Origin of the sequence: Olavius algarvensis spirochete endosymbiont (assembly GCA_900608495.1) — a bacterium.
Taxonomy (GTDB): Bacteria; Spirochaetota; Spirochaetia; order DSM-2461; family DSM-2461; genus UBA2779.
The window spans coordinates 1-209 of sequence record UWYT01000048.1 but is presented as its reverse complement, the minus strand read 5'-3'; the positions used below and the strand labels follow the sequence as shown (position 1 = coordinate 209).

Here is a 209-nt window from a genome sequence, read left to right as displayed (position 1 = left end):
GCATCCGGAAAATCACGCCGGCGGGGGTGGTAACCACCTTTGCCGGCACTGGCACAGGGAGTTTTGCGGCTGGCGCCGGCAATGCGGCAAAGTTTAACTTCCCCTACGGCGTGACTGTGGACTCATCCGGAGATGTCGTCTATGTGGCAGATCGACACAACCACCGCATCCGGAAAATCACGCCGGCAGATAGAATAGAAGATAGAGTG

At 57.4% G+C, this 209-nt stretch carries 1 protein-coding gene; it reads left to right on the top strand.

The window, feature by feature from the left end; genetic code table 11:
• On the top strand, positions 1-209 hold a 209-nt coding region (locus S1OALGB6SA_RS01055; protein WP_503465860.1), incomplete at both ends, for a hypothetical protein.